This is a genomic window from Pelagibacterium lentulum (assembly GCF_003992625.1).
Lineage (GTDB): Bacteria > Pseudomonadota > Alphaproteobacteria > Rhizobiales > Devosiaceae > Pelagibacterium > Pelagibacterium lentulum.
This window is the reverse complement of sequence record NZ_RZMW01000037.1, coordinates 41,599-63,955: the sequence shown is the minus strand read 5'-3', so window position 1 is coordinate 63,955 and position 22,357 is coordinate 41,599. Positions and strand designations below refer to the sequence as shown.

General features: G+C 58.1%; 25 protein-coding genes, 1 tRNA gene and 1 pseudogene. 9 read left to right on the top strand and 18 right to left on the bottom strand.

Annotated features, from left to right (window positions below; translation table 11 throughout):
* Positions 1–77 precede the first annotated feature (77 nt).
* The 7 genes from EO133_RS11025 to EO133_RS20735 all read left to right on the top strand — a co-directional run bounded on the left by EO133_RS11025 (position 78) and on the right by EO133_RS20735 (position 4,875).
* Complete coding sequence (locus EO133_RS11025) at positions 78–1,070, top strand: ABC transporter permease (protein ID WP_127072934.1); 993 nt, start codon at positions 78–80, stop codon at positions 1,068–1,070.
* On the top strand, positions 1,070–1,972 hold the full coding sequence (locus EO133_RS11020) for an ABC transporter permease (RefSeq protein ID WP_188681867.1): 903 nt from the start codon (positions 1,070–1,072) through the stop codon (positions 1,970–1,972). The genes EO133_RS11025 and EO133_RS11020 overlap by 1 nt, the downstream gene beginning before the upstream one ends.
* Positions 1,969–2,805, top strand: coding sequence for an ABC transporter ATP-binding protein (locus EO133_RS11015; protein WP_127072693.1), 837 nt, complete (start codon positions 1,969–1,971; stop codon positions 2,803–2,805). The genes EO133_RS11020 and EO133_RS11015 overlap by 4 nt, the downstream gene beginning before the upstream one ends.
* Entirely contained in the window at positions 2,802–3,539 is a 738-nt protein-coding gene (locus tag EO133_RS11010; RefSeq protein WP_127072692.1) for an ABC transporter ATP-binding protein, read from the top strand. Before EO133_RS11015 ends, EO133_RS11010 begins: the two co-directional genes overlap by 4 nt.
* A gap of 113 nt (positions 3,540–3,652) precedes the next feature.
* Positions 3,653–4,156: a GAF domain-containing protein gene (locus EO133_RS11005; RefSeq protein WP_127072691.1), complete on the top strand. Its 504-nt coding sequence runs from the start codon at positions 3,653–3,655 to the stop codon at positions 4,154–4,156.
* A 194-nt stretch (positions 4,157–4,350) separates the two neighbouring features.
* Positions 4,351–4,427, top strand: a tRNA-Met gene (locus EO133_RS11000).
* Positions 4,428–4,665: 238 nt separating this feature from the next.
* A complete protein-coding gene (locus EO133_RS20735; RefSeq protein ID WP_308788782.1) occupies positions 4,666–4,875 on the top strand; it encodes a hypothetical protein in 210 nt (69 codons plus the stop codon).
* An 81-nt stretch (positions 4,876–4,956) separates the two neighbouring features.
* Here EO133_RS20735 and EO133_RS20730 read toward each other — a convergent pair.
* The 3 genes and pseudogenes from EO133_RS20730 to EO133_RS10985 all read right to left on the bottom strand — a co-directional run.
* Positions 4,957–6,012, bottom strand: a pseudogene (locus tag EO133_RS20730) (recombinase family protein); the annotation flags it as partial.
* Positions 5,963–6,277, bottom strand: a complete 315-nt coding sequence (locus EO133_RS10990; RefSeq protein ID WP_127072690.1) for a hypothetical protein — start codon at positions 6,275–6,277, stop codon at positions 5,963–5,965. The pseudogene EO133_RS20730 and the gene EO133_RS10990, both read right to left, overlap by 50 nt.
* 504 nt (positions 6,278–6,781) lie before the next feature.
* Positions 6,782–6,997, bottom strand: coding sequence for a helix-turn-helix domain-containing protein (locus tag EO133_RS10985; protein ID WP_067219026.1), 216 nt, complete (start codon positions 6,995–6,997; stop codon positions 6,782–6,784).
* A gap of 151 nt (positions 6,998–7,148) precedes the next feature.
* Here EO133_RS10985 and EO133_RS10980 point away from each other — a divergent pair, with 151 nt between their 5' ends.
* Positions 7,149–7,400: a DNA -binding domain-containing protein gene (locus tag EO133_RS10980; protein WP_127072932.1), complete on the top strand. Its 252-nt coding sequence runs from the start codon at positions 7,149–7,151 to the stop codon at positions 7,398–7,400.
* Positions 7,401–7,421: 21 nt separating this feature from the next.
* Here EO133_RS10980 and EO133_RS20545 read toward each other — a convergent pair whose 3' ends face one another.
* On the bottom strand, positions 7,422–7,706 hold the full coding sequence (locus EO133_RS20545) for a DNA -binding domain-containing protein (protein WP_244640660.1): 285 nt from the start codon (positions 7,704–7,706) through the stop codon (positions 7,422–7,424).
* A gap of 3 nt (positions 7,707–7,709) precedes the next feature.
* Between EO133_RS20545 and EO133_RS20540 the strand changes: the two genes are divergently transcribed.
* The gene (locus tag EO133_RS20540; RefSeq protein WP_244640658.1) at positions 7,710–7,892 is read left to right on the top strand and encodes a hypothetical protein; all 183 of its coding nucleotides are present in this window, start codon (positions 7,710–7,712) and stop codon (positions 7,890–7,892) included.
* An 85-nt stretch (positions 7,893–7,977) separates the two neighbouring features.
* Here EO133_RS20540 and EO133_RS20825 read toward each other — a convergent pair whose 3' ends face one another.
* From EO133_RS20825 to EO133_RS10910, 14 genes are all read right to left on the bottom strand, one after another.
* On the bottom strand, positions 7,978–8,226 hold the full coding sequence (locus EO133_RS20825) for a transcriptional regulator domain-containing protein (protein WP_371870912.1): 249 nt from the start codon (positions 8,224–8,226) through the stop codon (positions 7,978–7,980).
* An 18-nt stretch (positions 8,227–8,244) separates the two neighbouring features.
* A complete protein-coding gene (locus EO133_RS10970; RefSeq protein ID WP_127072688.1) occupies positions 8,245–8,901 on the bottom strand; it encodes an acyl-homoserine-lactone synthase in 657 nt (218 codons plus the stop codon).
* 96 nt (positions 8,902–8,997) lie between these two features.
* On the bottom strand, positions 8,998–9,726 hold the full coding sequence (locus tag EO133_RS10965; protein WP_127072931.1) for a LuxR family transcriptional regulator: 729 nt from the start codon (positions 9,724–9,726) through the stop codon (positions 8,998–9,000).
* Between the two features lie 95 nt (positions 9,727–9,821).
* The gene (iaaH, locus tag EO133_RS10960) at positions 9,822–11,267 is read right to left on the bottom strand and encodes an indoleacetamide hydrolase (protein ID WP_127072687.1); all 1,446 of its coding nucleotides are present in this window, start codon (positions 11,265–11,267) and stop codon (positions 9,822–9,824) included.
* Positions 11,267–12,289 carry a branched-chain amino acid ABC transporter permease gene (locus tag EO133_RS10955; RefSeq protein WP_127072686.1) on the bottom strand — a complete coding sequence of 341 codons (1,023 nt, stop codon included), beginning with the start codon at positions 12,287–12,289 and terminating at the stop codon, positions 11,267–11,269. The genes iaaH and EO133_RS10955 overlap by 1 nt, the downstream gene beginning before the upstream one ends.
* Positions 12,286–13,164 (bottom strand): branched-chain amino acid ABC transporter permease, encoded by an 879-nt coding sequence (locus tag EO133_RS10950; RefSeq protein ID WP_127072685.1) that lies wholly within the window; start codon positions 13,162–13,164, stop codon positions 12,286–12,288. The genes EO133_RS10955 and EO133_RS10950 overlap by 4 nt, the downstream gene beginning before the upstream one ends.
* An 8-nt stretch (positions 13,165–13,172) precedes the next feature.
* Complete coding sequence (locus tag EO133_RS10945) at positions 13,173–13,886, bottom strand: ABC transporter ATP-binding protein (RefSeq protein WP_127072684.1); 714 nt, start codon at positions 13,884–13,886, stop codon at positions 13,173–13,175.
* Positions 13,876–14,682 (bottom strand): ABC transporter ATP-binding protein, encoded by an 807-nt coding sequence (locus EO133_RS10940; RefSeq protein WP_127072683.1) that lies wholly within the window; start codon positions 14,680–14,682, stop codon positions 13,876–13,878. The genes EO133_RS10945 and EO133_RS10940 overlap by 11 nt, the downstream gene beginning before the upstream one ends.
* A gap of 9 nt (positions 14,683–14,691) precedes the next feature.
* Positions 14,692–15,996 (bottom strand): ABC transporter substrate-binding protein, encoded by a 1,305-nt coding sequence (locus tag EO133_RS10935; RefSeq protein ID WP_127072682.1) that lies wholly within the window; start codon positions 15,994–15,996, stop codon positions 14,692–14,694.
* Between the two features lie 31 nt (positions 15,997–16,027).
* Positions 16,028–17,377, bottom strand: coding sequence for an amidase (locus EO133_RS10930; RefSeq protein WP_248298004.1), 1,350 nt, complete (start codon positions 17,375–17,377; stop codon positions 16,028–16,030).
* 74 nt (positions 17,378–17,451) lie between these two features.
* Positions 17,452–18,846 carry an aminotransferase gene (locus EO133_RS10925; protein ID WP_127072680.1) on the bottom strand — a complete coding sequence of 465 codons (1,395 nt, stop codon included), beginning with the start codon at positions 18,844–18,846 and terminating at the stop codon, positions 17,452–17,454.
* Positions 18,843–19,244 carry a RidA family protein gene (locus EO133_RS10920; RefSeq protein ID WP_127072679.1) on the bottom strand — a complete coding sequence of 134 codons (402 nt, stop codon included), beginning with the start codon at positions 19,242–19,244 and terminating at the stop codon, positions 18,843–18,845. The genes EO133_RS10925 and EO133_RS10920 overlap by 4 nt, the downstream gene beginning before the upstream one ends.
* A gap of 23 nt (positions 19,245–19,267) precedes the next feature.
* Positions 19,268–20,017: an IclR family transcriptional regulator gene (locus EO133_RS10915; RefSeq protein WP_127072678.1), complete on the bottom strand. Its 750-nt coding sequence runs from the start codon at positions 20,015–20,017 to the stop codon at positions 19,268–19,270.
* Positions 20,017–22,050 carry an alpha-ketoacid dehydrogenase subunit alpha/beta gene (locus tag EO133_RS10910; protein WP_206513505.1) on the bottom strand — a complete coding sequence of 678 codons (2,034 nt, stop codon included), beginning with the start codon at positions 22,048–22,050 and terminating at the stop codon, positions 20,017–20,019. The genes EO133_RS10915 and EO133_RS10910 overlap by 1 nt, the downstream gene beginning before the upstream one ends.
* Positions 22,051–22,357 lie beyond the last annotated feature (307 nt).

Sequence of the window (22,357 nt, the reverse complement as noted above, 5' to 3'; positions counted from 1 at the left end):
CGCAAGCCAATCTGCGACAGCCCGGATGGGCCGCAAGGGGGGTAGGAAGTCGCAGGGTCTGGCGTGCTGCAAACGCGATTTTCTGGTTCATTGTAACCATTGCCCTCACATTTCTCGGTCTGCTGGCAATCACCTTTTTCATCGGGCGCGTTATCCCGATCGATCCGGTGCTTTCCGTCGTCGGAGATCGAGCCACCACCCAGGTTTATGAAGCTGCCCGGCAGGCCATGGGCCTGGACCGTCCGCTGATCGTGCAATTTTTCTCCTATGTCGGCGACGTTATTTCCGGCAATCTCGGCAATTCCATTTCAACTGGACGCCCGGTGATTGTCGATCTGGGACGCTTCTTTCCGGCCACACTGGAAATGGCAACGCTGGGCATTCTAATCGGGGTTGGGCTGGGCGTGCCCATGGGGGTTATCGCAGCGGCAAAGCAGGGCTCCTGGATCGACCAGGTTATCCGTGTCGTAGGACTTCTGGGTTATTCCGTACCGGCATTCTGGCTCGGCCTTGTCGGGCTCGCTCTCTTTTACGCACGCTGGCGACTGGTCGGTGGACCGGGGCGGCTCGACATCTTCTATGAAGGCCTCGTGCCTTCTATAACAGGCATGATTCTGATCGACAGCATCATCGCCGGCAATATGGACGTGTTCAAAAATGCCGTTTGGCATCTGGTCCTGCCAGCATCGATCCTGGGTTTTTTCTCGCTGGCCTATATCGGGCGCATGACGCGCTCCTTTATGCTGGACCAGTTGAGCCAGGAATTTGTCACCACGGCTCGGGTCAAGGGCGTTCCCGAACGCGTAGTTATCTGGCGACATGCCTTTTATCCGATCCGCATCCAACTCATTACCGTTATCGGGCTTTCCTATGCGGGTCTGCTCGAAGGCTCGGTCATGATCGAAACGGTTTTCTCCTGGCCGGGCATCGGCAACTACCTCACCACCGCCCTGCTCAATGCCGACATGAATGCCGTACTGGGCGCCACACTGGTAATTGGCGCCGTCTTTATCTTCATCAACAAGATTTCGGACGTGCTCTATCGCGTTCTTGATCCGAGGGCACGCTGATGACCACACGCGACTGGCTTCTGGCCGACTCTCCGACCTCTCGGATGCAGGCCAATCTCGGCCGCACCTACAGAGTTACGCTGGCGCTGATGCGCAACCCGCTGGCAGTGGTGGGCGCAATCATTGTGCTTACACTCATCGTGACCGCAATTCTGGCGCCATGGATCGCCCCCTATTCCGCAACCGGGCAAAACCTTTCCAATCGCCTGCTGCCCCCAAGCTGGGACCATTGGATGGGGACCGACGAACTGGGCCGCGATATTTTCTCGCGCGTGCTCTATGGCTCTCAAATCACCCTCACCATCGTCCTGCTGGTCGCTGTTATCGCGGCACCGCTCGGACTGGTGATCGGCGCCGTGGCCGGTTATTTCGGCGGCTGGGTTGATCGCCTTCTGATGGGCATAACCGACATTTTTCTTTCAATGCCAAAGCTCATTCTGGCACTGGCTTTTGTCGCTGCACTTGGCCCAGGCATCAACAATGCAATCATCGCCATCGCCATCACCACCTGGCCCGCTTACGCACGTATTGCGCGAGCTGAAACCCTGACGTTCCGCAGCTCGGAATTTATCGCGGCGGTACAATTGCAGGGCGGTTCGGCCTTCCGCATCGTCCTGCGTCATATCCTGCCACTTTGCACCTCCTCCATGATTATCCGTGTCACCCTGGACATGGCCGGCATCATCCTGACCGCAGCCGGATTGGGCTTTTTGGGCCTTGGCGCACAACCACCTCTGCCCGAATGGGGCGCCATGATCTCGCGCGGACGCAACTTTATTCTCGATCAATGGTGGGTTGCGACCATGCCCGGCTTTGCCATCATCATCGTCAGCCTTGGCTTCTGCTTTCTCGGCGACGGGTTGCGCGACGTGCTCGACCCCAAGCAGGGAGAAAACAAATGACCGCCCCCTTGCTCGATGTTCAGAATTTGCGTGTATCTTTCCCAACTCATCGCGGCCGCGTTGAAGTCGTCAAGGGCATTTCCTTTTCGCTCGGCCGCGAGCGGCTTGGCATTGTGGGGGAAAGCGGTTCGGGCAAATCCATGACTGGACGCTCGATCCTCCGGCTTATTCGTGCGCCCGGAAAGGTTACGGCAGACAGGCTCAAGTTCGACGGCATCGACCTTCTGAGCCAAACTGAAAAGCAAATGCGTGCAATACGCGGCGCTCGCATTTCCATGGTGATGCAGGACCCAAAATTCTCGCTCAACCCGGTCCTGACCGTTGGCGACCAGATTGCCGAAGCCTTGCACTATCACACCTCCCTGCCCCGCCGCGATATTCGCGCGCGCGTGCTGTCCATGCTTGAAGCGGTGCGGATCAACGAACCCGAGCGCGTCGCACGCCTATATCCTCACGAAGTGTCCGGCGGCATGGGCCAACGCATAATGATCGCCATGATGCTGATCCCCGAACCCGAACTGTTGATCGCCGACGAGCCAACATCGGCGCTCGATGTTTCGGTGCAGGCGCAGGTGCTCGACATCATCGACGAGTTGATAAGAACCAAGGGCATGGGCCTGATCCTGATCAGCCACGACCTCAATCTCGTCTCACGCTATTGCGATCGGATCCTGGTGATGAATTCGGGCGAAGTCGTAGAGGAGTGCGAGGCAAAGGCGTTGTCACAGGCTTCCCATCCCTACACGAAAGGGCTGCTGGCAGCTATGCCACGCATTGACGAAACCCGCGAGGCCCTGCCGGTCCTCGACAGAACCGCATGGGCTGGCACATGAATGCGATAGAACTCAGTAACTTAGATATATTTTACGGTGACACCCAAGTCACCCACGATGTCTCGCTCGCAATTGCCGAGGGTGAAAGTTTTGCCCTTGTTGGCGAAAGCGGCTCGGGCAAGACAACAGTTTTGCGCGCAATCGCCGGGCTGGCGCCGGAATGGCACGGAGCGATTTCGCTTCTGGGGTCGCCACGCAGCCATGGTGTCGACAAATCCGTCGTACGCCAGTGCCAGATGGTCTTTCAGGACCCCTATGGCTCCCTACACCCGCGCAAGACCATTGACGCGGTTCTGACCGAGCCGCTGGCGATTCACGGCATCGGCAACCGCAACGAACGCGTCGAAAACACACTGCGCGCCGTCGGGCTGGATCAGCGCTTTCGCTATCGCTTTCCTCATCAGCTTTCCGGCGGACAGCGTCAACGTGTTGCAATTGCCCGCGCGTTGATGCTTGAGCCAAAAGTTCTGCTTCTCGATGAGCCGACCTCAGCATTGGACGTCTCTGTGCAGGCCGAAATCCTCAACTTGCTCAAAAAACTGCGCGCCGAACAGAACCTGACCTACCTCATGGTAACCCACAATCTGCCGGTGGTGTCGTTCCTTTGCGACCGGCTTGCCGTGATGCGCAATGGACGCATCGTTGAGATCGCCCAAACCGCCCAGCTTAAATCCGGCACCTTGAATGACCCGTATTCGCAAGAACTTCTCGCTGCCAGCGGCGGAACGCTCTAGACAATGCCGGTGTTTCCTCAAATCGCCGACCTGACCTAACCAATTGTTCTATATCAAGTCTCTTCGGAAAATGGTTCCACTTTTCCGGATTTGCTCCAGCCCAGGACTATATAATGACGACATTTAATCCCGCCCCTCTTCTGCGCGCTTTCGACAAAGCCGTTGCCTCCGCGCGCGACGAGGAGACTGTTTTTGCAGCTCTTCACACGCTTTCCGACGCGCTTGTCGGGGCAAAGCTCTTCACCGTCATGACGGTGGATATGGAAGCGGGCCTGGCGCGCCGCGCCTATACCAGCGACAAAATCAACTATCCCGGCGCTGGCACCAAGCCCATTACCCAGAACAGTTGGTTTGACATCGTACATCTGGAAAAGCGCACATTCGTCGCCAATACGATCGATGACATTGCAAACGTGTTTCCCGATTATGAGTTGATCAATTCGCTGGGATGCCAGTCGGTTGTAAACCTGCCGGTCGTGATCGGCGATGAATTGATCGCGACGATCAATCTGCTCGATGCCGCCGGTCACTTCACGCCTGAACGCGTTGAGGCAATCGAAACCTATCTCGCCGCCCCGGCAAAGCTCGCCTGCCTTTTGGCACTGAAATTCGCTTGAAGCACGCGGCATTTCTGGCCGCGAATTGCCCGTGAAACAGGCTGGTTCAGCCGAGCCCATCGATACGGCCGGGCAAAAATCGCTCAGCCGCTGTCAGGGTGCTTGACAGCGGCATCAGGGGTCCCTAAGAAGCGCCGTGCCGAGTGCAAAGCGCGGTATTTTCGCGGTCGACTTGAATGCGACCGGCCTTTCGGGGCGGAGTAGCTCAGCTGGTTAGAGCAGCGGAATCATAATCCGCGTGTCGGGGGTTCAAGTCCCTCCTCCGCTACCACCAATCCCCACACCCGTTTGACGCCATTGGGGTAGGCACGTTCGCCAAGGATCGAGTTGAGCCGTCCTGAAATCTCGATCTCGACTGCTCCGGGTTCTGAAGGATCGCGGTAGACCGTGACCGTTTCGACGAGTTCCCGTATGGCTTCCGCGCATTCCCGGTCGCCTGATCGCATGCCTGCCGCCAGCGCATGTTGCATGGTGTCGAGTTGCTCTTCGTAGCGCCTCAGGATGGCGGGATGCAGCGAAACGACTTCGAAGGCAGGTGGGGCTTTTGCCAGTTCTGCAAGAACCGCCTCGCGCTCATGGTAGAGTTCCGTCGAACGGGGACCGATCACATATGGATCGCCGATGCCCTTAGCGAGATGGTCGACCAGCCGGTCGATCTCGCGCTTGAGCTTTTCGGCCCGGCGCTCAAGCCGAGTTCGATTGGCATCGGCCTCCGCTGATAGGCGCTTACGCTCCTCGTGATATGTCTTCACGTATTCGGCGAGCACTTTGGGGCTCTTCATCTCGGCACGCAGCCCGGCCAGAACGGCCGTCTCCACGGTTTCGAGATAGAAGGTTTTCGGATCGGGACACGAACCGCTTTCCGTCGCGGCCGAGCATCTGATCCGGATACGACCCGACTTATCCTTGCCGTTTGTCGACATGCCCGATCCGCACGCACCGCACCGAAGCAGCCCCGACAGCATGTGGCGCGGCCGGCGATGGTGGTGTGGATGGTCAAGGCTGCGCTCGCGTTTGCGCGCCTGCGCCTGCTCGAACAGTTCGCGATCGACAATCGCGAGTTCTGGCACGTCGGACGACTGCCACTCCTCTTTCGGATTGGGGCGCGAGACGCGGCGGCCCGTGTCAGGGTCCTTCACCATGCGCACCTTGTTCCAGACCAGCCGGCCACCATAGAGTTCGTTTTGCAGGATGCCGGTGCCGCGCTGCACGTTACCGTTGATTGTCGAAGCGTTCCATTTCGTCCCGCGCGGAGGCGGAATGTGGTCGCGGTTGAGGTCGCGCGCGATGTCGCGCGGCGTTCGCCCCGAGACATATTCGTCAAAGATGCGGCGGATGATTTCTGCCTCTTCTTCGACAATCTGCCTTTTCCCCGGCTCGCCTGGTACAGGAGCGTAGCCGTAGGTCAGGCCGCCGGCGTTGAGGCCCTGACCGACACGCCCAGCCTGGCCGCGACGAATCTTGTGTGCGTTGTCTTCGCGATAGAGTTGGCCGACCAGTCCCCGGAGACCGACGAGAACCGTGTTGGCGACGCCGTCATGCACAGCGCGGATTTCGATATTGAGAAAGGATAGGCGCTTGTGGATGCCCGCCAGGTCCTCCATGTCGCGGGAGAGCCTGTCGAGTGCCTCGATAACCAAAACGTCAAACGCGCCATCACGGGCGGCATCCATGAGTTGAACGAGACCTTCTCGCCCAAACACCGAGGCGCCTGAACGGGCTCTGTCCTCGTAGGTCGCAACGACTGCGAGATTTTGCTCTGCGGCATGCTTCCTGCAGAGGGTAATCTGATCCTCGATCGACCGTTCATTCTGCAGGTCGGTGGAAAATCTCGCGTAAATTGCCGCGCGCTTCATCATGACATGCGCTCCCTGCTTGTTGGCGCGCATGGTCTTCCCTGGCGGCTTGGCGTGCGAGAACCCGCGCAAGCTTCAGAATCGCACTGTCAATCTCTGCGGGCAAGTCCTTTCCTGTCGTCGGAAGACATTCATGACCAGCTAGATCACCAGAACGAAGTCTCTTGACCGACAGTTGCTCGACTTCGGAAACCCGTCGTGCATTGTGCCCGACTAAGGCAGAATGTGGCGAGGGCACAGCAAATTTCTTGCTAAGGTCGGTCATAAGAATGACCATGAGCCGGAAGCGTGACTTATGAAATGCCTATCGACCTACGTTCGAAGTATAGCGCGGCATAGCGTGCATAACGGACAGGTCAGATTCAGCGGAATGGCACTTGGCGCCATGTGTGGAGACCTTCACGTACAACAGTAGAAATCTTAGGATGCCCGGCTGCAGGCTCGTGCTTGGCCCGTCAACAATCTTGCCAACTCGACCTCCAAGGATCGAATCCCTTTCGCTGGCTACAGTTTCCAAGCGTAAATTAGGGGTATGGCAAACTTGCGGTTGTCTAGAAAAGGGCCGCTCCCTTCGGTATGAAAGGCGGGCCGAAAAATGTCGGCGCCTAACGGACCTTCGGCCATCAGACACGCAAACCATTCAGGCCAAATGGTCGAGACCATGTCGAAAAGAAAACTCTATTCACGAGCACCCAATGCGCGCCGTGCGAGCGCGCAGGCGTGGTCCGCCACCTCAGATTCGGCAAAAAAGGCGTGCCAAGATCGACTTCTAATTCTGTGGCGGCCTGATCAACTCGCAAGGATCAACGTTGAGAGCTTTTGCCAGCTGACCCAACACGCTCACACTTGCAGAGACCCGAGCGCGCTCTATCGAGCCCACGTAGCGCATGCTTAGTTCTGCGCGGGCTGCCAACTCCTCCTGCGTCAGATCCTGATCATGGCGCAAACGACGCATATTGATCGCCATGACCTCTTTGAGGTCCATGGCGAGATAGGAATCAGAATGGGAACTTTCGTTCTAGGAACGATAATTCCTATTCGCTATAGTGAGCTGGCCAAGAGTATGGCTTGCTCTGACCAATCACAACAGAACTGCAAATATCATGCATGAATCCCGAACCGGCACTGAGAGTGCGATGAAATCGGAAATCCAAGAAGAAGTCCCCTGGTCCAACAACCTCACCGAATACGACCAGGAGCACTTCACACTCTACATGAGGCTCCTAGACGCCGCTGCCGGCAATGCGAGCGAAGAGGAGATGGCGCAGATCATCCTGGGCATCGATCCGCTGCGGGAACCAGAGCGTGCCCAGAAAGCCGTCCGCAGCCATCTCGGCCGTGCGAACTGGATGGTAACGACCGGACATAGGGAACTGTTCGCGCGCTAGTCAGCGCGCTCAAGGCGCAGCTCACGCCAGGAAATCCTGGTATGTACAATTCATGAGAACGCGGCCCCGTCTGATGGCTCGGCGGACGCGATCGCGAAGATGGTCGCCCGGGTCCGTCCAGTCGGCCTGGACACGCTGTCGCCCCATCAAGGCCGTCGCGATTTCGCGTTGGGATGCTCCGGCCAGCGACCCGTCAAGCGCTTGGAGGACAAGGCGCAGACGGCTGCCACGCGCCTCGGGTGGAAACAGCCTATCCGGGAGTTGTCCGGTCGCGCAAAGAGTATTGAGGCATTCGAGCCCAATCATCCGATGTCTCAAGCGATTCGTTGGCCAGATGGCGTCGACGTGGAGTTGAACGGGACGCAATACGCCCGCACCCTCTACGACGAGCTGGAGATCCCGATGAGAATCCCGCAGCAAGACATGCTGGCGGCCGTCAGCCGTTATCAAGATCACTGCCCGACATGGCAGTGCGGTGAGGTCAAACGATGACCTTTCCGATGAGAACCGTGCCTGTTCCGCAATGACAGGCAGCACATGCAAGCATTGGCGGGGACACCAGAACACAGCTGCGTCACTACTTAAGGAGTCTGCGAAACAGGAGCCCCCACCGCGTCAGGTCGACCGGCGGTTCGATCGTACGGAGATTTGCCCCCTGGTGTACGTATTTGACGTGCTCCAACGCACGCGCCAAATCGCACTGGAACCTGGGGTTGCGCCGCAGAAACTCCCAAGCCCAGCCACGCCGTGTCAGCTTGATGGTGTACTCATAGGCATCGCGGTTCTGCCATGCCGGCCACTGAGTTTGGGTGCTCCGTTCGGACACGGCACGTTCCCCCCGGGATCAGCGAGAGACGGCCGAGCGTATCAAGCAGTCTTGCAAGACCACTGGCCCCCACAATACCGGGCTGTCGAACCTGCCGTTCCGGCGAACCACTTCGAGGCGCTCGCGAGTAACATCGAGATAGCCGGCCACGGCTTGTGTCTTGCCGATGGTCCGCGGATCGCTGATCCTTTCCAGCGGCCAGCCGGCCCTGCGCAGGATGCGCTCCATACGCAGGTCGGTCACGGTGACGATGCGGCTGAGTTCGCGGGACACGCCGAATTCGAGCATTCCTGCGAAAAGCTGATAAGTGCCAAGGCCGATGCCGCCTGCACCCTTCGGCGCAGATGGCGTCAGGTCGAGCGCGAAGCGGCTGCTCTCCCAAATTTTGGGTTCCTTCGGTGCTGGCCGACCGTCCAGCAGGAGCGGAAACACCTGGTCCAACATCGTAGGGCCAGTCGAGGGAAGCAGTCGGACGCAACCGTTGACGCGTCCATCCAATGCGCGCAGCAGCAGATAGTAGGCGCCCAAGGCATCAAATCTATCGAGCTCGAAGCCGCTGGCGGTCTGGACCTCCCAGTCAAGCCGGTCCTTGAAGACCCGATGTCGCAGGCGGTGCATTTGCCCGATTTCGTCAGCAAATGACTCTCGCCAGCCCGGCCCAATCAGCAATATCATGACTGTAACCTCCTCGCAGGAAAGACCCTGTCATTAGAGGCGTTGCGTCACGGCAAATCAGCCTGTGCAGTAGCACGGGGAACGGCCGATTTAGGTCTAGCGACGAGTGATCCGCCGCGAGGCTGAGAAGCGCGCCACGGCCTGATTGATCGTCCGCACCCCTAGTTTTTCCTTTGTGTTGTCGAGATGGAAAGCGACCGTGCGCCGCCGTATGCCGAGAATCGTAGCTATGTCGTATGTCGACTTGCCCGTGACGGCCCATTGCAGGCACTCGTATTCACGGGGCGTCAGCCTAATGCCATCAATCGTTTGATCATCGGCCGTCGTCCGGCGTACTTCCACATGAAAGCATGTCGCCATCAGTTGCAGCGCCAGTTCATACTTTTCCGCTGCACGCAAAAATGCCGGATTGCGCTCATCAGCTGCAAATGTCAGAGCTGCAAAGCCACCGCGAAGGTCATGGATCGGGATCGTTAGTCCGCTGGCAATGCCGAATTCGGCTGCTTCGTTGAGCATTCTCTGCTGTGCTTGTGTGGCATTGCCTCCGCAGCACCCCTGCCTCCACTGAAACGGGCAACCTCCGCACCGAGCTCTCTGAATTACCGGATCGATCTCGTCGTACCGGTGACGGAGGTAGTAAGATGTCCAGCCCAAGGGATAGTTTGATATCAGCCTCGGCTTCTCAGCGGATTTCGCCGGGATGACCAGGTACGCAAACGTCGGAAGACCAAGGTGCTTCCCCGCGTCTGCCAATGCGTCGCGGAAATTCACTTCATCTATGCTTTCCGATATGCGCTCCAGAAATGTTTCGAAGACAGTCTGCATCGATTCAGGTCGGGCGAATCTCGGGAAATCTGAAGTCAACTATCTTCCTGCATCGAGCAGGGGCTTGCTACCGCTGATCCGTCGCGAAAGCTCCATCATGCAGCAGGAACGACATTTCCACGCCAGGCCAGTATAGCCTCCAGGGACAGACCGATGCCAAGGAGTCTTCTGTCGCTTCCGACGGGACCGTCGAGCTCTATACCAACAGGTAGGCCGTGCTCGGTGGCACCAATGGGAATAGTTAGGCCTGGCAGACCGGCATTGGCACCAGGATCCGTGTTGCGGATATACGTGTCGAATACTTTGACAGTTCCAACATTGGGAATATCCATCATTCCAAATGCATCATCAATAGCTTCAATCGCTGGAGCAGGAGTTGTTGGAAACAGAAGAGCATCCAATCGGGCATCGTTGAAGACGCGCTCATAAAGGCTGCAAAGCTGCGGGCGGTAGATCGAGACGGCCGCTTTGTAAGCCTCCCCCAATGCGTCCCTTAAGATCAAATCGAACGCTGCTTGCACATCAGGATTGACGATCTTTTCGGCGATGTTTGCCAAAGTAATTTCGCCGTATCCATTTTGCGCCAGATATGCGGGTATGTCAGCGATAGGCTCATGTAGCACCACCGGCGCTGAGATCTTTTCTAGAAGACCGCGCATTCCAGGAAGATCGACCTCAACAAGCGTCACACCCTGCTCTTTCAGTCGATTGCACAGGGCATGGCAGACAGTTTCAACCTCAGGATCGAGCGCCTCCCAGAAGGGCTTCGGCAGTCCTAGCCTAACCTGTGAAAGCGGCACTGGCTCCGCTACCTTTCCGCCGCAAATCGCAGCATCAAGCAACGCAAGATCCGCCACCGATACCGCCATCGGGCCGATGGTATCGTTGGTGTGGCTGATGGGCAGCACACCATCACATGGGTAGCGCCGCTGTTCACCCCCGTTGCCGACGGAAGGTCGTAGACCCGCGATGCCGCAGAGGGATGCGGGAATTCTAATAGATCCGGATGTGTCCGTTCCCAACCCCGCCGAGACGATGCCTGCGGCTACAGCGGCGGCCGTTCCACCGGAGGAACCGCCTGTAATCCGCAGCGGATCGTGGGGATTGCAAGTGGATGTGTAGGCCCCGCCAAAATTGGTGTTCGTGATCCCAAACGCCAACTCGTGCAGGTTGGTTTTCCCTATGACAATCGCTCCGGCTCCATGAAGGCGGTCGATCACACTTGCGGTGCGTTGAGCTATCAATCCTGCCAGCGACGGCGTCGCGCCTGTGGTGAACCATCCTTTTACGTCAATATTGTCCTTCACGCAGATCGGAAGCCCCGCCAGCAGCCCCTGCCGCTCGCCTTGCTGGCGCGATAGATCGATCTTCCGCGCCTGTTCCAACGCTTCCTCAGCGTATATGCCTATGAATGCGTTGAGGTCTGCATGGGTGTGGGCTCTTTCTAAAGCCTCTTTCACCGCAGCTTCGGCGGTCGTTTCGCCCTTGTGCAACGACCTCAGTAGTTCCGTTGCACTCCGCGCCGTGTGTTTTGATCTCATCACGCGCTCTCCTTCGTCGGCAGCGGTGCATTACGCGCAGGTTGGGCCGCACGCCTGCGCGCCAAGTCTTCGAGCAGACCCACAACGCCCCGAGGCATCAGAACCACACAACCCACTAGTATCAGGCCCATGCCGATATCTCGGAGGTCACCAAGCTCCCGCATTGCTTCATCGGCAAACATCAGCAAAAGCGCGCCCACTAAGGGCCCCCAGATTGTCCCCACCCCGCCAACAATGATCATCGAAAGAAGGAACAATAGATGTGAGAACGAAAACACTACCGGGCCGACCACACCGGTGTTCACTGCATAAAACGCTCCAGCAAGTCCGGTAAAGAAGGAGGATAAACCGAAGATCCAAAGCTGGTACTTGAAACGGTCTATGCCCCGCGCAGCCGCATATGCTGGATTGTCACGCAGGGCTTGGAACGCAAGCCCCATCGGGCTGCGAATAACAACGACAGAAGCAATCATCGCTAGGGTCAACATTGCCAAGCCCACATAGTAGTGGCCAATATAGAACGCGGGGCCAAGCAGTTCGCGAAAGCCGAGGTCACCAAACCTGGAAAATCCGCGAACCCCTCCCATCAAGGGCATGCAGCCAGCAGGCGGGTTTGTGAAACAGTCTGTATCGTTGACGATCATGAGGTACATAACCTGAGCAACGCAAAGCGTTAGCAATGCAACATACGGGCCACGCAACCTCAGGCAGGCTAAACCCACCGCAACACTAAATATAACCGCCAGCAAAGCACCTGCTGGCATAGCAAGAAACATGGATGTTCCCAAGTAATATCCAAGCATAGCAGCGGTATAGGCGCCGACCGCAAATAAGGCCATTTGGGCTAATGAAAAAATTCCACCAATACCGAATACGAGATTCCACTGGACAACGACAGTGGCCCAGATGAAGAAGAAGGTTGTCTGGGTGACCGTGTATCTCACGCCGGACACCACGGGCAGAAGTGCCGCAAAACCGGCCAATATCAGGCACAGGAATAGATCTCGCCGTCGCGCTGTCATAGCCGGACTCCTTGAACGCGGCCGAATACACCATGTGGTCGCCAAATGAGGACCAAGATCACCAGTATGAGCAGGAGTGCGAAACTGAAACGGACGCCGAAGATATACTGCACTACCGCCTCAAATACGCCGATGAAGAGCGCCGCAATCACGCTGCCTGGAACGCTTCCTAAGCCGGCAACCACGCAGATTATGAACGCCTTGAGCATGGGATCAGCCCCCATGTTGGGAAGAAGGCTGGAGAGGGAAGAAATTGTGATGCCTGAAACGGCAGCCAAACCTCCAGAGATCGCCAGAACGAGGGCGTAAACGCCTCCGATGCGCACTCCCATTAGTTGAGCGGCATCCCTATTCTGGGCAGTTGCCCGAATGGCCCGTCCGATCCGCGTTTTCTGGAGTGCGAAACCCAACGCCGCCATGATCAGCACTGCGACGCCGAGGATCATGAGGTTCTGGTACGGCAGATACACACCACCCCACATCAATGAACCTGGCACCGAAACTGGCTGAGGTTTGGGCTGCGGGCCGAAGGCCTCTAGAATGATGCTTTCAAGGATCACGCCCACGCCGATCGTGGCAATAAAGATGCGGGTCTCGAAATTATCGGACTGCAGCATTGGGCGCGCGACAATATGATAGATCACTACACCCACGGCTGCACAAACCAGCACCGCGAACGTAATACCGACTGGGGCCGGTAGACCTAGCCCGGTAAGAGCGAAATAGGAAAGGTAGCCACCGAGCGCCAGGATCGCCCCGTGGCTCATGTTGAGCATCTTCATCGCCCCGAAGACCAGCGCGAGGCCTGCGGTGGATATCGCGTACATGGCACCCAATGTCAGGCCAGAAGCAAGTATTTGGAGAGATACGTCCATTAGCCGCCCTAAGCTCCAAGATAGGTTTCAAGTAGTTCCGGCCGCCCGGACAATTCCGCGCCTGTTCCGCCCCATGCTATGCCGCCATGGTCCAGAAGATGAATCTCGTCGGCGATATCCGCTGCACGCACTGCATTTTCTTCGACCAGGATCACGGTTCGCCCGGAACGGCGCAGCGTGTCGACAACTTCGTAGATCTGATCGATGATGATTGGAGCTAACCCTAGCGAGGGTTCATCCAGCATCAGTATTCGCCCCGATGTCATGAGGCCCCGTCCGATGCCAACCATCCGCCGTTCCCCCCCAGACAACGTGCTGGCTGTCTGCTGCTGCCGGTCGCGCAGCTTGGGTAGCAAAGTAAAAACCTCTTCCAGCCGCTGCCTTTCCAGCCGCGCGGCAGCGGGCAGATAACTGCCCATGCGTAGGTTTTCCAGAACGGTCATATCTGGGAAGAGGAGATCTCCCTGCGGGACATGAACGATCCCACGGGCAACGATCGCGTCCGGTCGATAACGATCGATTCGGGTACCAGCGAGAAGTATCTGCCCAGCTGCAATTGTAACGAGACCGGATATTGCGCGCAGCAGCGTGGACTTGCCATGCCCGTTCGGTCCGATGAGTGCAGTAAGTGTTCCGCTCTCCACATCCAATGAAAGATTGCGGAGAACGATCTGCGCGCCATAGCCGGCAGTGAGGTTTTGAATCGAAAGTTCAACGGACATGTTGCTCATCCCTGGCGGTCAACGCCGCAACATGTTCGCCGGCACCCTTGCCCAAATAGACCTCCACGACATCGGGATCACTAGCAAGTCCAGCAGCAGAGCCTTCGTAGAGCTTCCGGCCGTGATGCAGGATCAATACGCGCGTGGACAGCTGAACAAGAAATCGCATCACATGTTCGATCAAAAGGACCGTCACGCCCGTGGCGGCGATTTTTCTGACAACTTCAGCCACATCGTCGATTTCTCTATGGGTGAGCCCGCCAACCGGCTCATCGAGAAGAAGCAGCTTTGGATTCATTGCTAACGCGCTTGCGAGCATAAGGAGCTTACGATCCAGCACGGGCAGGGTTGCCGTCAGACAATCGTCGCGTCCTATCAGCCCAACGTTGCGCAGTGCTGCGTCGACCGCTTCTTCCACCGCGGGCTCCATGCTGATACCCGGGACAATGCGGTTGCGGCGGCCGTAATAGGCCGCCACGCGCACGTTGTCGCGGACACTGAGGCTATCGAAGCCCGTGTTCAGCTGGAAAACCCGTGCCATGCCCGCATGGCACATCTCCACGGGCGAACAGCGTGTCACATCCCGTCCTTCGAGTAGGATCTGACCGCTCGAGGCGGTATTATGTCCTGAGATCACCTCGAATAGAGTCGTCTTTCCAGCGCCGTTCGGGCCGCCGATGCCAAGGATTTCCCCGGCTGGTAGATCGAAGCTCAAATCGTCGATGGCAACCAGCGAACCAAACCGTTTTGTGACGTTTCTACACGACAGCAGAGGGGGCGAGATTTCGGCAGACATCGCCCGAACTCAACCGTTCATCCAGGGTGGCAGCTTGAATGCCGCTTTCCCGTAAGGCCAAGGGGCAATAAGGTCGGGTTCCCCAGTATAGTCCTGTATTTGCAGGAATTGATGTGGCATTCCAAGTGAAGGATCATCAACCCCACCTGGATACGCATAGGCTTCCTGGATGCCGGGAACAAAACGTGTTGCGCCGCCCACCCCTCTGAAGATGAGGGAACGGATGCGATCAGCCACTTTTCGATTCTGATCATCATTTCCAGGCTCGCCGGAACCGCCGGCAAGCGCCGCAGCAATCGCCCAGATCCAAGCGCCGTTGTACGACTGCATTCCCGAGTTGTGTCCGGCATTTGCGCCGAAACGCTCCTTGTAGCGCCGTTCAAACTCTAGCCCCATTTCATCCTGGAGCGCACCAATTACCGTAGAAAACAAGACTCCGTTCGCGGCCTGTCCAGCAATATCCCGGAAAGATTTCACCGAAGGTCCGTACTGCATATAGACGAGACTCGGGGTCGGATTGTTCATGAATTGAACCATGAACTGTGCCAAGTCCGCCGGGAAGTAGTGGGTGACAACGATTACGGCGGGCGGGTCTTGTCGGATCTTCGCGAGAGTAGGTCCCCACTCGGAGGTGGGCACATTAACCGTCTCGTACAGGCTAATTTCCCAACCAAAATCCGCGGCACCGTCGCGGACAGTATTGGCTATGTTGGACGCGTATGTTCCAGCCGACAGAATTATCGCCATTTTGTTGTTGGGACGGCTAAAGGAACGATCGTCCTCAACACTCTTGAGGAACTTGAGAAGACCGGTGCCATACCAAGTTTCAGATGGATCGGTCTGAAACGACCCGAAATAGCGTTGGGGATCCGACTCGACGAGCACCCCGTGTCCACGCGAAGTATCGTTGTGCATATAGATGATCCCCGCATCTGCAATAACGTCCTGAACGGCAGAGCCGGAACCGAGGTTGTAGCCATTTATGACGGCGTGTACGCCATACCGATCGATCAGTCGCTGTACGGCCTGAACGTTGGTGGCATCCCCCATCTGCTTGGTGTCTTCAAAGTAGGGCTCCAAGGGGCGGCCCAGCACGCCGCCCAAGGCATTGATCTCCTCGCATGCGAGGAGGAGCCCGTTCCGGAACTCGACACCATCCGCGGCCGCAAAGTCTGTCAGCGGCGCGGCCTGACCAATGGGGATCGGCTCACCGCTCGCGTATGCAGTACCGTTCGCGCCAACCAATAGACCGGCGCTGCCCGCAAGCAGAGCAGAGCCTTTGAAGAAATTCCGACGATTAATTTGACTGTCCATGGTTTCCTCCTCCAGTCGCTAGAAATTCTTGTTAAAGCTCCGGGCGCCTTCCGCTCCACGGTTTCGCGATCTCCATCTGCCCCGCGAGATTGAAGAGGCTGGCCTCATCGTTGAGCCGCGCCGTCAACTGAACACCAATCGGCAGGTTGTCGCCGGTCCAACTCATCGGGACACTCGCCGAAGGCAATCCGGTCACGTTCGCTGGAGCTGTGAAGGCAAAAGAATCGAGAACCCGCTGCCACGACTCTTCGCCACCCAGGATGCCAGCATCGAAATACCCGAGCTTGGGAGGGGCAAACGGCAGCGTAGGAGATAGCCAGATGTCGTATTTTTCGAAGAAATGTCCGAAGACGCGCGCCATGCCCTGGAACCGGACAAGATCCTGGATGTAATCGACGGCTCGCCGGGTTATGCCTTTGGAGAAGAGATACTGGTTGAAAGGCTCAAGGTCTCGAACCAGAACATCGGGATTGGTGCCGCGCTGCTCCGCAAGCGCGACCAGGCCGCGGGTCACCGTCATCGGCCAAAAGTCGCTTAAGGCGGCGCGAAACCCAGGGCCGTCGATGGGCGAGGTGATCTCCTCGACGTGGTGTCCAAGCGACCGGCAAAGGTTCGCCGCCTCCTCGACAGCAGCTACGCATTCGGCCGCGACGTTCGTTCCATCCGGAGCGCCTGAGGAAACGGCAATCCGCAACCCCGCTTGAGGGTTGCGTACCGATTCCAAAAAGGGTCGCGGGGGAGGAGGAGCGACATAGGGATCGCCGACCATAGGACCGCATGTCGCGTCGAGAATTGCAGCGCTGTCACGCACGCTCCGGGTGACAACATGCTCCGCAGTAATTCCGCCGATGGATTCGCCGACATCCGGACCAAGGGTGACCCGCCCCCGTGACGGCTTGAGACCGAAGAGACCGCAGCAGGACGCAGGAATACGGATTGATCCGGCTCCGTCATTGGCATGGGCGGCAGCCACATATTGCGCGGCTACCGCGGCAGCTGCGCCTCCGCTCGAACCACCCGGCGTATGATCGAAATTCCAGGGATTGCGCGTCGCGCCTCGCCAAGCCGGCTCTGTTGTTCCCACTGAGACCATTTCCGGCACGTTCGTCTTGCCAAGGGTCACAAAGCCCGCCTGTCGATAGCGGCGCATCAATTCGCTATCGTGATCGATGACGTTGTCTTCCAGGAGGCGCGCGCTACCTGTCGTCGGCGTGCCTTTCATATGGCAATAGAAGTCCTTCACAAGGAAGGGAACGCCCCGGAACGGACCATCTACCAAGCTGCCATCCGCGTTCTTACGCGCCTCGTCGAAAAAACGCTGCGTGACAGCGTTGATTCGCCCGTCATACGATTCGATCCGTGAGATGCTGGCCTCGATCAACTCGCCTGCCGAGATTTCGCCGTCGGCGATTAATCTGGCCTGCTCTGTGGCGTCGCACTCAAGAATGTCGGAATTCACGCGGAAACCTCCCGGTCAATAGAAGTGGAAGCGAGAAGCTCGTTTTGCAGATCGGCGAGTGCGTCGGAGAGGCGGGAGAACAAGGCGGCGATCTCCGCCTCCTCGATTACAAGCGGCGGGCAGATCGCGATAACGTCGCCGAGGTTGCGCAAGATGATCCCCCGCTCCATAGCAAGCTCGATCAGGCGTGCGCCGACACGTCTGCTGGGCGGGAATGGCGCCCGCGATACCTTATCAGCAACCAGTTCCAAGGCGCCGATCATGCCGATACCGCGCGTTTCCCCGATAAGTGCGTGGTCGGAGAAGGAATGCAGATGCGCAAGAAAGGCCTTGGAGAGGGACCGCACGCGCCCTATCAGATCAATTTCGTCGTAGATGCGCAGCGTTTCCAAGGCGACAGCGCTTGTTACCGGGTGGCCGGCATACGTAAAACCATGGCCAAAGACGCCAAGCCGCCCGGCTTCCTCTGACACGGCTTGATAGATTTCACGGCTCATTAGAGTTGCGCCGATCGGCTGATAACCGGAGGAAAGACCCTTTGCCACGCTCATCATGTCCGGCCTGAAGCCGAACGTTTGGCAGCCAAACCAGTGGCCGGTGCGACCGAAACCGCAGATAACCTCGTCACTCAGGAGCAGGATGTCATGCCGGCGCAACAGCGCCTCTACGTTGCGGTAGTAACCTTCAGGAGGAATGATCACACCGCCGGCGCCCATAACCGGCTCGACGATCATTGCAGCAATGTTCTCTGGCCCCTCGCGCTGGATCAACGCATCAAGCTCGCTCAGCATGCGAGCCGCGAAGGTCTCCGGCGTTTCGTCCTTCTGTGCTTGGCGGTAGTGGTAAGGCGCTGCAGCGAAAATCACCACATCATTGTCTTCGACAGCCATTGCGCCACGTACATGCGGCAGGCCACTCAGAGTCGCTCCCATTACGGTGCTGCCGTGATAGGCATTGTGTCGGCTGATGATCTTCCGCTTTCGGGACCGCCCGCGCGCGCTCTGGTATAGCCAGGAGAGTTTGATCATCGTGTCGACGGCTTCCGATCCCGAATTGCAGAAGGAGACCTTTCCGTCCGACATCGGCGCGATCGACAGCAGCTTTTCAGCCAGCTCGATCGCGGGCGGATTGGCGCGTCTGTTAAACGTATGGTAGCTGGCAAGCGTCAGCATTTGGTCGTGGGCCGTCTGGGCCAACCGCGGGTTGGTGAACCCGAGCGCCGCGCACCAGAGGCTGGCCATTCCTTCGATGTAGCTGCGGCCCGAACTGTCGGTGACCGTCACGCCGTTTCCCCGCTCGAAAACGATCGGGCCATCGCGCTCGAGAACTTTCGGGTCGGTCTGCGGATGAAAGTGTGCGTGTCGGTCAAGAAGGTCCAAAGAGTTTCTCATTGCGGCTGCTCCACACCAGCCGCAATGCATTCGATCTCGACGCGCCATTCCGAACGGCCCAACGCCTTCACGAGAACAAGCGACGCCGCTGGATAGGGCGGCTGAATGAAAGAATCACGGGCAGCGCGAATGGCCGTCAGGTCCGCTTCATCGACGACGAAGTAGTTCATCTTGATGATATTCGCGAATGTAAAGCGGGCCTGTTCGAGAACCTTCGACATGTTCTCGAAGATGATCCGGGTCTGCTCTCCTGCATCGTGCGGGATGGAGCCATCGGCGCGGACACCAACCTGCCCGGCCAAATGGACGGTGGAGGCGCCTGGCGGCACGATCACGGCATGGCTGTAATTGCCAAATGGCGCGGCCACCGTATCGCAATTGAAAAAGCGAACTGTCATATTTACAATCTCCGTCCGCGCGATCACTGTTCGACAAGCGCGTTAAGTGCTTCGAGGTACTCGTGTTCGCATTCGCGGAACCGCTCGGCAGGCGCAGATAGAGCGATCGCGAAAGGTGCGGTGCCAGCCTCCAATGGCACCGCCATGCAGCACACGCCCAGCGCAAATTCCTCGTTGTCGATGGCGAAACCATTTGTGCGGATGGTCTCGAACTCGCTCTGGAGCGCTCCGAGGTCCGTCAGGGTGTTGGGCGTGAGCGCGGCGAGAGGTTTGCCGGCAAGGTACTCGCGGGCACGGAGTCCGGGGGCGAAAGCCAGCAATACCTTTCCAGCCGCGCGTGCATGCGCATGCTCGTATTGTCCGTGCGGCACTTCAGCGGCACGGACAGCGTTGGTACCGCGTGCCACGTCGAGCGTAACAATCTCGCCTTGCCACCAGCCAACGGCATAGCAGGTCTCGCCGGTAGTCGCCGCCAACGAACGCACAAGCGGGCGTAAATGATCGGGCGCGGAGAATTGGCGCTGAAAAGCCTCGGCCAGGACACCGGTCTTCAATCCCAAGCGGTAGTTGCGCCTTTCATCGCGTCCGATGAAGCCCATGTCGGCTAGCGTATGGACGAGATGATAGGCGGTCTGCCGCTCGATGCCGATTGTTTCCGCGATCTCCCGGACACTGAGGCCAGTTTCACTGCGCGCAATGGCGGTCAGAATGTTCATTGCGCGCGCCACAGAATTGATGCGTGCGCGAGTGGCAGGTTGTTGAGCGTCACTCATCAGGCGCTTTCCTTCTCCATCTGTGTTGCATTGGCGCGAAAGAGGCTGGTTGCGGCATCAAAGATCTTCCGGCGGCTCGGAAGAAGGGCTGCTTGAAGGACGGGAGAAGCCGGGATACGGACGTCCGGAGCAGCGATCCGGGAAAAGCGGACCGAGCCAGGAGGGAGACGCTCCATCAATCCGGCAACAACTTCGGCACCGAACCCTCCCGTGTGGTTTGCCTCGTGCACTACCACCACCCGGCCGCCGCAAGTGCTGACGGTGCCGCAAAGGGTCTCCCAGTCCAGCGGCGCAAGCCAGCGCAGATCGAGCACGGCCGCCGATATGCCGATCTCTTCAAGATCTGCCGCAGCCTGCTCAAGCAGCGGCACAACGGTGCTCCAGCCGACCAAGGCGACGTCCTGACCGCCTCGCCTCAGCGTGGCACCAAATGCCGGCTCCGCTGATTGGGCCAACGTGACGCTTGCGGGGACCTGGTACAGCGCGCGAGACTCAATGATGATAACCGGATCGTCATCAGCGACTGCCGCGCGCAGCATGCTGTACGCATCCTGCGGCGTTGCCGGCAGACCGACCCGCAGGCCTGGAATATGGCTCAGCATCGCTTCCAGACACTGGGAGTGCTGGGCCGTCGAGCCTGGGGTCGCGCCTTGCTGAACGCGCACCACCAGCGGGACTGCTCGGTGCCCTTGTGTCAGGTACCGGATGTTGGCAGCCTGGTTTATGATCTGATCGAGCGCAACGAGCAGAAAATCAGCCCACATGATCTCGACAACGGGGCGTTTCCCTTCGAGCGCTGCCCCCACCGCCGATCCGAGGATGGCCGCCTCAGCAATCGGCGTATCGAAGACGCGCTCTTCGCCGAATTCTCGCTGAAGATAGCGAGTAGCCCCAAAGATCCCGCCGGCATGACCGACGTCCTCACCATATACAACCACGTCTGGATTTGACGCCAACTCTGCCTTCAGAGCTTCGTTTACGGCTTGAATGTAGGTAAGATCCTTGACTTCTGCTGTCGTCTCTTCTGCGACTTTTTTTGGTATGGGACGATGAGAACCGGTAACGTGAAGCTTGGCCGTTTCCGGGTCCGGCGCTGGCAGAGCTAGCACCTTTTCGACGACAGCAGCCCACTCCTGATCGATCCGCTGACGCATTAGTTCAAGCTCAACCGCGCTACTTATTGCTCTTTCGCAAAGCTGCTGCTCAAGCCACAAGAGTGGGTCGCGGGTCTGCGCCTCCTGGCGTTCTTGTTTCGGCCGGTAGTGCTCGATGTCCCGATTGTAATGCCCCCATAGGCGAGGAACACGGCACTCGATGAATACCGGTCCTTCGCCGGTCACTGCGCGCTCGCGAGCGAGTCCGAATGTCTCCCGGACTGCTATTGGATCAATGCCATTGATTGTCACGCCTTGAATGCCATATCCCGCAGCCCTCTTCGCGAGGCGGTCGAGTTTCGTTATGCGCGAGATCGGTGTCATTTCCGACCAACCGTTGTTCTCGCAGACGAAGATCACCGGTAGTTTGCGGCTGACTGCGAACACGAAAGCTTCGTGGAGCGCCCCCTGACTCGTGGCGCCATCGCCAAAGGTGACGGCGACAACCCGATTTGCCCCCTCAAGCACGGCCGCCATGGCAGCGCCGCAGGCAATGGGCCCACCAGCGCCGACTATAGAATTTTCTCCAAGAAAACGCTCATTGGGAGCGGTCACCAAGGCAGAACCACTTCGGCCGCCGTTTACTCCTGCCGCCTTGTGGCAAAGCTCAGCGAGCAGGCTCTCAGCGGACACGCCGCATTCCAAGGCCCATCCGTGACCGCGATAGGTGGCAATAACCCGGTCCTGCTCGTCCAGCGCAGCCAAGGCACCAATAGGCACCGCCTCCTGGCCAGCACAAAGGTGCACCGAGCCGACGATACTCGGCTCCTTGCTCGTACTGAGATCGAATGCGGTCTGCTCGAACTGGCGAATACGATACACCCGCTCATAGGCCGACAACAGGAACTCGGTATCAGATACGGAAATTGGTGACGGCACGATGTCTCCCGACGAGTTGCTCAATTCAACACATACGCAATGCTACAGGCCGTCCACGGTCCATGTCAATATTATTGTCAATTTATCACTATTTTATAAAATCTGGGGTGCGAGAACGAAATCGTATCCGTCTGCTGGACTGACGCTGCCTCAGATCTAGTTTCGCATAACGGATGTAAAATATTGATATGTCGTGATAAATCCGCCTGCGTTCTATGCGTGATCAAAGCCAGGTTACTCCGGCTCGTGAGACAGCATTGCTTGGCGGCAGGCTTTCGAGACCCTCCTTAGAGAGGCTGTGAACCCG

Coding starts and splice junctions, on each gene's coding strand:
- EO133_RS10925 (WP_127072680.1), bottom strand. CDS start 18,846: ATGAGAAACTCTTTGGACCTTCTTGACCGACACGCACACTTTCATCCG.
- EO133_RS11020 (WP_188681867.1), top strand. CDS start 1,070: ATGACCACACGCGACTGGCTTCTGGCCGACTCTCCGACCTCTCGGATG.
- EO133_RS10950 (WP_127072685.1), bottom strand. CDS start 13,164: ATGGACGTATCTCTCCAAATACTTGCTTCTGGCCTGACATTGGGTGCC.
- iaaH (WP_127072687.1), bottom strand. CDS start 11,267: ATGAGATCAAAACACACGGCGCGGAGTGCAACGGAACTACTGAGGTCG.
- EO133_RS10945 (WP_127072684.1), bottom strand. CDS start 13,886: ATGTCCGTTGAACTTTCGATTCAAAACCTCACTGCCGGCTATGGCGCG.
- EO133_RS11010 (WP_127072692.1), top strand. CDS start 2,802: ATGAATGCGATAGAACTCAGTAACTTAGATATATTTTACGGTGACACC.
- EO133_RS20540 (WP_244640658.1), top strand. CDS start 7,710: ATGTCTCAAGCGATTCGTTGGCCAGATGGCGTCGACGTGGAGTTGAAC.
- EO133_RS10955 (WP_127072686.1), bottom strand. CDS start 12,289: ATGACAGCGCGACGGCGAGATCTATTCCTGTGCCTGATATTGGCCGGT.
- EO133_RS10980 (WP_127072932.1), top strand. CDS start 7,149: ATGAAATCGGAAATCCAAGAAGAAGTCCCCTGGTCCAACAACCTCACC.
- EO133_RS11015 (WP_127072693.1), top strand. CDS start 1,969: ATGACCGCCCCCTTGCTCGATGTTCAGAATTTGCGTGTATCTTTCCCA.
- EO133_RS10915 (WP_127072678.1), bottom strand. CDS start 20,017: ATGAGTGACGCTCAACAACCTGCCACTCGCGCACGCATCAATTCTGTG.
- EO133_RS20735 (WP_308788782.1), top strand. CDS start 4,666: ATGCAGCGAAACGACTTCGAAGGCAGGTGGGGCTTTTGCCAGTTCTGC.
- EO133_RS20545 (WP_244640660.1), bottom strand. CDS start 7,706: ATGATTGGGCTCGAATGCCTCAATACTCTTTGCGCGACCGGACAACTC.
- EO133_RS10965 (WP_127072931.1), bottom strand. CDS start 9,726: ATGCAGACTGTCTTCGAAACATTTCTGGAGCGCATATCGGAAAGCATA.
- EO133_RS10935 (WP_127072682.1), bottom strand. CDS start 15,996: ATGGACAGTCAAATTAATCGTCGGAATTTCTTCAAAGGCTCTGCTCTG.
- EO133_RS10970 (WP_127072688.1), bottom strand. CDS start 8,901: ATGATATTGCTGATTGGGCCGGGCTGGCGAGAGTCATTTGCTGACGAA.
- EO133_RS10920 (WP_127072679.1), bottom strand. CDS start 19,244: ATGACAGTTCGCTTTTTCAATTGCGATACGGTGGCCGCGCCATTTGGC.
- EO133_RS11005 (WP_127072691.1), top strand. CDS start 3,653: ATGACGACATTTAATCCCGCCCCTCTTCTGCGCGCTTTCGACAAAGCC.
- EO133_RS10940 (WP_127072683.1), bottom strand. CDS start 14,682: ATGTCTGCCGAAATCTCGCCCCCTCTGCTGTCGTGTAGAAACGTCACA.
- EO133_RS10985 (WP_067219026.1), bottom strand. CDS start 6,997: ATGGACCTCAAAGAGGTCATGGCGATCAATATGCGTCGTTTGCGCCAT.
- EO133_RS10990 (WP_127072690.1), bottom strand. CDS start 6,277: ATGACCGACCTTAGCAAGAAATTTGCTGTGCCCTCGCCACATTCTGCC.